7 protein-coding genes, 2 pseudogenes and 1 riboswitch are annotated in these 9,570 nt (G+C 72.0%); of the genes and pseudogenes, 3 read left to right on the top strand and 6 right to left on the bottom strand.

Features of this window, described 5'->3' with window-relative positions; genetic code table 11:
* A pseudogene (locus ACFQ87_RS42430) lies at positions 1-203 on the bottom strand (hypothetical protein); the annotation flags it as partial.
* Positions 204-358: 155 nt separating this feature from the next.
* Between ACFQ87_RS42430 and ACFQ87_RS42425 the strand changes: the two are divergent.
* On the top strand, positions 359-1,582 hold the full coding sequence (locus ACFQ87_RS42425) for an RNA-guided endonuclease InsQ/TnpB family protein (protein WP_380616313.1): 1,224 nt from the start codon (positions 359-361) through the stop codon (positions 1,580-1,582).
* A gap of 33 nt (positions 1,583-1,615) precedes the next feature.
* On the opposite strand, the gene ACFQ87_RS42420 is transcribed toward ACFQ87_RS42425, so the two are convergent.
* From ACFQ87_RS42420 to ACFQ87_RS42410, 3 genes are all read right to left on the bottom strand, one after another.
* On the bottom strand, positions 1,616-2,479 hold the full coding sequence (locus tag ACFQ87_RS42420; RefSeq protein ID WP_380616312.1) for a hypothetical protein: 864 nt from the start codon (positions 2,477-2,479) through the stop codon (positions 1,616-1,618).
* A gap of 56 nt (positions 2,480-2,535) precedes the next feature.
* Positions 2,536-3,405 carry a hypothetical protein gene (locus tag ACFQ87_RS42415; RefSeq protein ID WP_380616311.1) on the bottom strand — a complete coding sequence of 290 codons (870 nt, stop codon included), beginning with the start codon at positions 3,403-3,405 and terminating at the stop codon, positions 2,536-2,538.
* A gap of 475 nt (positions 3,406-3,880) precedes the next feature.
* The gene (locus ACFQ87_RS42410; protein WP_380616310.1) at positions 3,881-4,741 is read right to left on the bottom strand and encodes a hypothetical protein; all 861 of its coding nucleotides are present in this window, start codon (positions 4,739-4,741) and stop codon (positions 3,881-3,883) included.
* A gap of 364 nt (positions 4,742-5,105) precedes the next feature.
* On the opposite strand from ACFQ87_RS42410, the pseudogene ACFQ87_RS42405 reads away from it, so the two are divergent.
* Positions 5,106-6,749: pseudogene (locus tag ACFQ87_RS42405) on the top strand (IS200/IS605 family accessory protein TnpB-related protein).
* 50 nt (positions 6,750-6,799) lie between these two features.
* Here ACFQ87_RS42405 and ACFQ87_RS42400 read toward each other — a convergent pair.
* Positions 6,800-7,813, bottom strand: coding sequence for a CAP domain-containing protein (locus tag ACFQ87_RS42400; protein WP_380616309.1), 1,014 nt, complete (start codon positions 7,811-7,813; stop codon positions 6,800-6,802).
* A 2-nt stretch (positions 7,814-7,815) separates the two neighbouring features.
* Positions 7,816-7,984: riboswitch (cyclic di-AMP (ydaO/yuaA leader) on the bottom strand.
* 479 nt (positions 7,985-8,463) lie between these two features.
* On the bottom strand, positions 8,464-9,081 hold the full coding sequence (locus tag ACFQ87_RS42395; protein WP_380616308.1) for a helix-turn-helix domain-containing protein: 618 nt from the start codon (positions 9,079-9,081) through the stop codon (positions 8,464-8,466).
* Positions 9,082-9,152: 71 nt separating this feature from the next.
* Here ACFQ87_RS42395 and ACFQ87_RS42390 point away from each other — a divergent pair, with 71 nt between their 5' ends.
* Entirely contained in the window at positions 9,153-9,494 is a 342-nt protein-coding gene (locus ACFQ87_RS42390; RefSeq protein WP_380616307.1) for a cupin domain-containing protein, read from the top strand.
* The last annotated feature ends 76 nt before the right edge of the window (positions 9,495-9,570 follow it).

Below are 9,570 nucleotides of genomic sequence, written 5' to 3'. Positions count from 1 at the left end.
GCTCGCAGCAGGCGGCGGGAGCCGGGGCGGGGCGCGTCGGGCTGCCGCTCCTGGGCGGGCTCGGCGAAGGGCTGTCCGAAGGGCTGCTCCGCGATGGTCCGCTCCGCGGACGGCTGCCGCCCGGGGACGGGCGAGGCGGCGGGCGAGGCCGGTTCGGGGGCGTCCGGGGCGGACGGGGTTCCGGTCACGGTGTCGTCGGTCATCAGATCTCTCGTGGATACCCCCGGCCCCAGCCGGGGAGGAAACGAAGCTCCCGCGTAGCGGGTCAGGACAAGCCAGCCCGCCGCCAAGGCGGTACGGCCCCTCGACAGGTGATCACCCGCAGATGGTCACAAACTGACGATGCATCATGTGAACCATGGCGGTCACTCACGTGAAGCGGGCCTACAAGTACCGCTTCTATCCGACCGATGCGCAGGCAGCCGAGCTGTCGCGCACGTTCGGGTGCGTGCGGAAGGTCTACAACCTGGCGCTCACGGCTCGGACCGAGGCATGGTCGCTGCGCCAGGAGCGCGTGAACTACAACGCCACGTCGGCGATGCTGACGGCATGGAAGAGGACCGAGGAACTGGCGTTCCTCAACGAGGTCTCCTCGGTGCCGCTCCAGCAGACTCTCCGACACCTGCAAGGGGCGTTCACCAACTTCTTCGCGAAGCGGGCGAAGTACCCCCGGTTCAAGTCGAAGAAGAAGTCCCGCGACTGCGCCGAGTACACCACGTCCGCGTTCCGCTACCGACGCGGGCAGCTCACGCTGGCGAAGATGGAACAGCCGCTGGACATCGTGTGGTCCAGGCCCCTGCCCGAGGACATGAATCCGTCCACGGTGACCGTCAGCCGGGACGGCGCGGGCCGCTGGTTCGTCTCGATGCTGTGTGACGATCCCGGTGTCAAGCCCCTCCCCGCGCTCGACACGGCCGTGGGCATCGACGCTGGTATCACCAGTCTGGTGACGCTCTCCACCGGGGAGAAGATCACCAACCCGAAGTCCGAACGCCAGCACCGGGAACGACTGGCCAAGGCCCAGCGGGAACTGTCCCGCAAGGCCAAGGGCTCGAAGAACCGGGCCAAGGCCCAGGTCAAGGTCGCCCGCGTGCACGCGAAGATCGCCGACCGGCGCAGGGACTTCCTGCACAAGCTCACCACTCGACTCGTCCGCGAAAACCAAGTGGTCGTGATCGAGGACTTGACCGTCCGCAACATGCTCAAGAACCGGAAGCTGTCCCGAGCCATCTCGGACGCCTCCTGGAGCGAGCTGCGGACCATGCTGGAGTACAAGTGCGCCTGGTACGGCCGGGACCTCGTGGCCATCGACCGGTGGTTTCCCAGCTCCAAGCTGTGCAGCGCATGCGGAATGATCCGCGAGAAGCTGCCGCTCAACGTCCGCACATGGGCGTGTGACTGCGGAGCAGTCCACGACCGGGACGTGAACGCGGCACGCAACATCCTGGCCGCCGGACTGGCGGTTGCAGCCTGTGGAGACGGTGTAAGACCTCAACGGAGCACTCCGGGCGGGCGGTCGTCAGCGAAGCAGGAAGTAGTCCCACCGCAGCGCACACGCGCAGCGGCTCAGCCGCGAGGCTGAGGGGAATCCCCCGGCTCCGGCCGGGGGAGGAAGTCAAACCAGGCGCTCCCACTGCTGCTTCGCAAGGTCCTTGACGGCCCCGGAGTCCACCGGCTTGGGGCTGAAGATCTCCACCGACATCTGCACCGTGCCGCGCTTGGCGGTGGCGAAGCCGTAGTAGTACTGGTCGCTGCTGTCGGACCAGCGCTCGGGCACGTCGTCCACCGTGTAGCCGCCGTTGGCGTCGTCGGCGAAGGGCTCCCCGTGGCGGGTCCTCGCCTCGCTGGAGTGGTCGGGCGCGTACTGGGTGAGCAGGACGCGGTACCTGATGTCGTCCTTCTTCCAGTTCACCTCGACCGCGCGCCGGAAGCCGGTGGAGTTCAGGTTCTTGAAGGCGAGCTCCGGCTTGTCGCTGAGCTCGGCGAGGTCGCCGACCGACACCCAGCTCGGCTTGTCCGGCAGGTCGCTCCAGGGGCCGCTGCCGGCCGGGGCGCTGACCAGCAGCTTGCGCAGGTCGCCGTCGATGGCCGGCGGCGCCGGCTGCTCGGCGGCGAAGGCGGCCGGGTCGACCACCTGGGCCGGGTAGGACGGGCGGGCGACCTGCAGCTTGGGCAGCGGCGTGGGCGGGCGCTGGGCCTGGATCGCGTAGCCGACGCCGCCGCCGGCCAGGGCGCCCAGCACCAGGGCGCAGGTGGACAGCAGCACCGGGCGGGGGCGGCGCGGGGCACGCGGCGCGGCCTCGGGCTCGGGCGCGGCCTCGGGCTCGGTGGCGGCCGTCGGGAGGTCGGGGTTGCCGGTCAACACGCCTTCGGTGGGCGGGCTTTGGGGCTGCGGCGGGACGGGTGGCGCGGGCGGGACGGGTGGCGCGGCCGGGTCGGCGGCCGGCGCGGGCGGCGGCTGCGTGGGTTCGGTGGTCACGGAAATGGCTCCAGAGGAGGAAGGGGTGGCGTCGGAGGGCGGGCGCGGGCGCGGGCTCAGCCGCCGGAGGCGAGCCACTCGCGCTGGCGCTTCATCACGTCGCTCAGCAGCGCCTTGTCCGGCGTGCCCTTCACCTCGACGTCGATGGTGTACTGGACGTCGCCCTGGCTGCCGATGCCGGTCATCGAGCCGGTGAACGCCTCGTTCTTGGGCTTCTTCCGGAAGCCGTGGGCGTTCGGGTCGCCGTCGATGTCGATCGGCTCCTCCGACTTGATGTTGTAGAACTTGACGAACCTGCTCGCGATGTCGGCGGACCCCAGGTGCAGCAGGGTGACCGTCACTTCGGCCTTGCCGTCGGCCGTCCGGTAGGTGCGGGTGGCACCGTCCTTGTAGCCCATGTTGCCGAGGAGGGTGTCGATGTCGTCCGGCTTGCCGAACATCTCGGAGACGTTGTCGTGGGTCAGCGCCATCCCGTCCGCGGGCCCGTACGACTCGCCGCCGTCGGGGATCGGGAGCAGGAAGTAGCGCAGGTCGCCCTCGTGCTTGGAGCCGTTGACCGTGCCCTTGACGGTGCTGGTGGGCTTGGGCTCGGCCGGGACGGCGGTCGGCACCGGGACCGGGGTCGCGGAGGGCGTCGCACTCGCGCTCGCACTCGCCGAAGCGGTGGCGCGCGGGGCGGGCGCCGCGGCGGCCGGGCGGCTGTCCGGCTTGCCGACCGCGACGGTCACCGCGGCGCTGGCCGCCGTGACGGCGAGCAGCCCGGCGGTGGCCAGCGCGACGCCGACGGCGCGGGGCAGACGGCGCGGGGCGGGGCCGGACACGGGACCCGCGACGACCTCGGGCTCCGGCGCAACGGCGGGCGCCGGCTCCGCGACCGGCTTCGGCGGCGGATCGGTGAAAGCGCTCTCGTTTTCGGGCGCGGACAAAGGACTCCCCCAGGGGAAAAGTGGATTTCGCACGCGGACCACTCTCGGATTCCGCTCCCCCGCGGCTCTCCGGACCGTCCGCCACGTGGCTCAGCAGGCATTATGAGAGTTCGATGACAGCGGTGCCAACAAATTCAACCACCGCACTCCCGCCCAAGATCCACAAATCGGACACGCCGTAATCCAAACGCAACCGGCCGACCGGTGTGCCGGGGAAAGGCGGTGGGTCTTCGCGGGCGAACCGGTTCACCGCCCGGGCCACAGCGGTCCGGTGACCGCGCGACAGGGAACCGCGAACGGGCAGGACGTGGCCGCCCGTCCTGCCCGGACGCCGCGCCCCTGACGGCGCGGCGTCCGGGACCTGCTTGCGGAGCTCACTCCAAGTCCCGCAGCCAGAGGGGCACTTGGCTCCCTCTCCGGCGTGACCGGAGGGGGTTGCCCCGGCCTTGCGGCCGGACTTTCGGTGCGCCCGGTCTCAGCGCTGGGACTCGCAGGCGAAGACCGTCTTGCCGACGGCCGTCTGCAGCGGGGTCAGGCGGTCGACGAGCTGCTGGCGGTCGGTGGCGCGGCCGTCGTTCCACTGGCCGAGGGTGGCCAGCATCGCGCGGCCGGCGCCGGTGAAGGCCTGGACCATGCCGCTGTCGGCGGGCAGGACGGGCAGCCCGGAGGCGGGTGGCGGGGCCTGGGCGCCGACCTCGAAGTCCTCGAAGTCCATGGTGAGTTCGGTGACCAGGTGGACGGTGTCCTGCGGGTCCTTCATGGTGAACAGGGCCAGGTTGAACTGGTTGTTCTGCGGGTCCTTGTAGAGGGCGATCTGTTCGCCCAGGCAGCCCTTGCTCGACTTGATCAGGGCGATCAGCCGGGGGCCGACCGAGTCGGGCTGGGTGCACGAGGCCAGGGTGGCGGAGCCGACCTTGGTGTAGACGGTGCCGTCGGCCGCCTTCACCTCGGCGGGGAAGACCTGGTCCAGCGGGATCTGGGGCCGGCCCGCGGCGGCCGGGGCGCTTGAGGTGGCCCGGCCGGTCGGGGTGGCCTCGGCGGAGGCGGCGGCGGGGGCCGCGGTGCCCGGGGCGGTGGCCGGCGCGGAGGCGGCGGCGGTGGGGGCGGTGTCCTCGGCGGGCTGCAGCAGTTTGAAGCCGAGGACGGTGAGGGCGGCGGCGCCGAGGGCCAGGGCGAGGTTGCGCGGCCAGACCCGCTTGGGCGGCGGGTCGCCGGCCGGGCGGTGCACGTTCTTCTCCGAGATGGTCGCGGCCTTGACGAAGTCGTCGTCGAGGGTGACGTTCCACTGCTCGTCGTCTGGTTTGTCCTGGCCCGGGGTCGGGTCGCCGTTTCGCATAGCGACGTACCGTAGCGATCACGACGTGCACATACGACACTCAGATAATCACATCTTGATCACCTTCGGGGGCCCGGGCCGTACCCGCCGCGGCGGGTGGGCCAGCGGCCGCGGAAGCGGGTGGCGGCCGAACTCAGCCGTGCCGGCCGGGGCGATCCCGCTGCGCCCCGGCCGGCCGGCACCGCTGCGGGGCGGTACGGCGTAGGGCCCGGTGGATCGGGGTTTGTGAACTGCTGGGGATTGAGGTCGTTTTGGTGCGCATAAGTGTCCACAAGTGCCTTTTCAATCACGGCTTGTTGGATCGATGAGACGACTGTCGGTGGTGTGTGTGAGGGTGGTGGCACTGACTGGGAGGAGGGATGGCATGACTGGGCCGAAGAGGAAGCTCCGGTCAATCGACGCGCCGTTCGTTTCCCTTGGCCCGTCGGGTGTGACGGTCCGTGACCGTCTCAAGGGCCTCACTCCCGAGGACGAGAGGGTGCTGCGGCTGGTCGGCGGGCACATGGGGGCTCTGGCGTCGAAGGACCTGAAGGCGCGCTGCGCGGACGGCCTGGAACACGGCAACGGGACGTGGGCCGCGCGCAGACGTGACCTGACCGTGGAGTCGTCGTCGCGCTGGGCCGGGAGCGTCACCAAGGCGACGCACGACCAGTGGGCGCTGTCGCGTCGTGGGCAGGCCGCGTACCTGGACGCGTTGGACACAGGCATCCGGATGCTGCGCCACCGTCTGTCGTTGCCGGTCAGGCAGAAGGGCACCAAGCACGCGCCTGGCGGCTTCCGGTCCAGGCACGAGCGGTTCGTCAAGTCCCGCCGTCTTGCGGCCCTTGAGGAACGGCGTGCGCAGGTCGCGGCTGATCGTGAGGTCGGGTGCGTGCGGGTGGTGCGCGGCGGGCGGAAGCTGCTGAACACCCGGCACAACCTGGCGGCGGCGAACCTGACCGAGGCCGAGTGGCGGGCGCGGTGGGAGGCGTCCCGCTGGTTCTTGTCCGCCGATGGGGAGTCGGGGAAGCGGTTCGGGAACGAGACGATCCGGGTCACCCCGCAGGGGGAGGTGTCGATCAGGCTGCCCGCGCCGCTCGCCGGGCATGCCAACGCCGCCAGCGGCAGGTACGTCCTTGCCTCGAAGGTGGCGTTCGCGCACCGGGGTACCGAGTGGGCCGACCGGATCGAGGGTAATCGGGCGGTGGCCTACCGCATCCACCTGGACGTGGCCCGGGGCCGCTGGTATCTGGACGCCTCCTGGACCCGGCCCGTGGTGCGGACGATGCCGCTGGAGGCGGCCCGCGCGGCCGGGATGGTCGGGGTGGACACCAACGCCGACCACTTCGCCGCCTGGCACCTCGACGCCCGCGGCAACCCGGTCGGCGAGCCCCGCCGGTTCCGCTACGACCTGACCGGCACCGCCACCCACCGCGACGCCCAGGTCCGCCACGCCATCACCCGGCTCCTGCACTGGGCGAAGCGGTGCGGGGTGAGGGCGATCGGCCTGGAGAACCTGGACTTCACCGCCGAGACCACCCGCGAGAAGCACGGCCGCCGCAAGCGGTTCCGGCAGCTCGTCTCCGGCATCCCCACCGGCCGGCTCCGCGCCCGGCTCGTGTCCATGGCCGCGGAGCTGGACATGGTCATCGTCGCCGTGGACCCCGCCCACACCTCCCAATGGGGCGCGCAGCACTGGCAGAAGCCGCTCGTGACACCCACCCGCCCTACCACCCGGCACGATGCCGCCAGCATCGCGATCGGGCGACGCGCCCTCGGACACCCGATCCGGCGACGGACGGCACCGCCCCACGACGACCGGAGCGATCGTCGTGGGCATCGGACCGTCCAGGCCCCATCGGGCATCCGAGGGCGTGAGGAGACCCGCCGCCCCGTCACGGACCGCGCACACGATGCGCGCCGCCGGACGGGGACCACGAGAACGCGGGCGACCAGTCGGGCATCCACCACCGTTCGGGATGCACGCAGTGATCAGACCTGGGTCCAAGACTCACTCCTGATCACTTAATTGGAACGGTTCGTGGTCAGGGGCCTCGTCCTACGTCCTTGACGGACGGGTCAGTTGGAGAAGTCCTGGGTGAGCCAGACGGTTCCGCTGGCGTCCCGGTGGACGGCGATGCCGATGTGGGTGAACTCGCTGCTGAGGATGTTCTTGCGGTGGCCGTCGTTCGGCGGCGTCTCGTTCAGCATGTCCTGGGTCAGGCTGACCGCCATGGCGGCGATGTCCTGGGCCGAGGTGGAGACCCCGTTGCCGTAGCCTATGTTCTCCCCGACGGCGTTCCACTGGACGCCTGCGGCCGTCTCCCGCGCCCCCAACTCGGCCTCGCCCGGGCACTGGTGGGACATGCCGCAGCCGCCGGCCATCGTCTGGTCGTGGGCCCCGGCGCTGCTGGTCAGCCCCGACGTGATGGTGTAGGCGGGCAGGCCCTGGGCGGCTCGCGCCTGGTTGATCAGTTTGAGGACCTGCTGCACGGCGTCCGAGCTCGAACCGGTCTGCGCGGCCGGGGCGGTGGGGATGGCCGCGGGGGCGGGGGCGTGCGTGGCCGGGGCGGACGGGGACGACGGGGACGACGGCGCGGACGTGTGGGACGCCGGGGTCGGAGCCGGAGCGGAGGGCCGCGCCGAGTGGGAGCCCTGGGGCTCGCCGCCGGGTCGCGCGGCCGCGGATTCCGGAGCGCGGGAGGCCGCGGATTCCGGGGCGCCGGAGGCCGGGGCGCCGGATTCCGGGGCGCCGGAGGCCGGGGCACCGGAGGCCGGGGCACCGGAGGCCGGGGCGGACGGCGACGGTGAGGCTTGCGAGGCTTCGGCCGGGGCCGCAGCGGAGGGCCCCGCGGCGTCCGGGTCGGCCTGGTGGCGGCGCTGACCATCGGAGTCGCTCTGGTGCCGGTGCTGGTGGTGCTCCTGCCACCCGGCGTGGCTCGCGTACGTGTGGGAGCCGGGCGCGGCGGAGGCTCCGCTCGCGCTCAGCAGCGGCAGCATGAGGCCGGCGCCGGCGATCCCGACGGTGGCGGCCAGACGCGGGGTGTGTCTCCGGCGCGCACGGCGATGCCGGCCGGTACCTGAAGTCAGCATGGGGCGTCCCTCTGCGACGCCTGCGAGGTGAGCTGTCGGGTTCGGGCCGTGAGGTAGCCCGGCCGCACGCAGCGGCTTCACCCCTAGCCACACCCGTCTCGTCCGTGAACGGACCGAGCAGGGCGCGGCGAACTACCTGGTTCCCCCGCTCCTGCCCGGTGCACTGCTCGACGTCCGGCCGACCGGTGGACAGGACTCGGCGTCCCGGCGGCAGGGTCCGCAGGTGCGAACAGGTTGCACGCTAGGCAGATCGAGCCGGAAGACACAAGTTCGTATCACGCACATCACATGGACATTCAGCGAAGATCTGATGAAATGCCAAATTAGCTGACAAAGCGCCGCATAAATACCCTAATCGGACAACTCTCCCGGCTGTCGATGCCGGTCGCGACGGCCGCCGCCCGGGGGGCGGGGGCGCACAAGGCAGCTCGCGCGTCACCCCTGCCGATCACGCCTGGTATCTGGAGATCGACGCCCCCGTCCCCATGCCCGAGCCGAAGGAAGAGGGAGAAGGCTGACTTGGAGCTGGCTGGGCAGTGCACCCGGGTCCGCCCTCGCCCGGGCCGGCGCCCACGACTGTGCCGACGCCCTGCTCGCCGACCTCGCCCTCCTCGGCGATCACAGCTCCGAGCCCGCCGAGCACCTGGGACTCAGTCGACGCGGGCGCTGCCGAAGGTGCGGCGGTAGGCGCCGGGGGTGGTGCCGAGGGCGGCGCGGAAGCGGCGGCGCAGGTTGACGGCGGAGGCCAGGCCGACCCGCACGGCGACGGCCTCCACCGGCAGGTCGGTCTGCTCCAGCAGAGCCCGGGCGGCGTCGACGCGCCGGGCCAGCAGCCACTGGCCGGGGCTGGTGCCCAGCTGCTCGGCGAAGCGCCTGGCCAGGGTGCGCCCGGAGAGCCCGGCTCGGGCGGCGAGGTCCTCCACGGCCAGCCGCTCCCCCAGGTGCCCCTCGGTCCACTCCAGCAGCGGGGCCAGCGACTCGTCCGCCCGGGCGGGCACCGGGGAGCCGGGCGGCTGCCAGCCGGGGACGACCACGGTGTCGGCCCGCTCCAGCGCCTCCAGGCCCGCGTCGACCAGCAGTGGGACGCCGAGGGTGGTCGGCACCGGGCCGGGGGTCCGGGTGCACAGGGTGAGGTCGTAGTGGGAGGGCAGTCCGGCGCGTTCGGTGCCGAAGGCCTCGGCGGCGCAGGCGAGTTCGAACGGCGCCTGGGGTGCGCCGAGCAGGGCCACCACGCGGTGGCGGGCCGGGTTCGGGGCGGAGGCGTCCATGGCAGGAATGTACCTGAGGATGTCTTTTGGGACTCTGGGGCGGTGGGGGCGGCGGCGGCCACAGTGGGGGCATGAGCGAGAACGACGTGAACGACGTGAACGACGGGCTGAAGACGACGCTGCTGGCAGGGGACGTGGAGCCGGTCGAGGTGGGGCCGGGGATCGTGCGGCGGCGGCTGACGGCCACCGGGTACGCGCGCGGCTGGCTGATCGACTTCGCGCCGGGCAGCCAGTGGCCGGAGGTGGACGTGCACCACACCGAGGAGCGCTACTACGTGCTCAGCGGCGAGGTGATCGAGGGGGACGAGCGCCACCCGGCGGGCAGTTACGTGGTGTTCGCGCCGGGCAGCAGCCACCGGCCGCGCACCGAGACCGGCGCGCGGATGCTCGGGATCACCCTGGGCTCCGCCTGACGGGGTTCCGGGGCGCGTCCGCGGAGTCCCGCCGTCCGCCAGGGGCACGGCCTTGAACGGGTCTCCCGTGTACGGA

The sequence above is a fragment of the Kitasatospora sp. NPDC056531 genome (genome assembly GCF_042794375.1).
Taxonomy (GTDB): Bacteria; Actinomycetota; Actinomycetes; order Streptomycetales; family Streptomycetaceae; genus Kitasatospora.
Note: the sequence above shows the minus strand (reverse complement) of the source record. Positions and strands in the feature narration are given on the sequence as shown.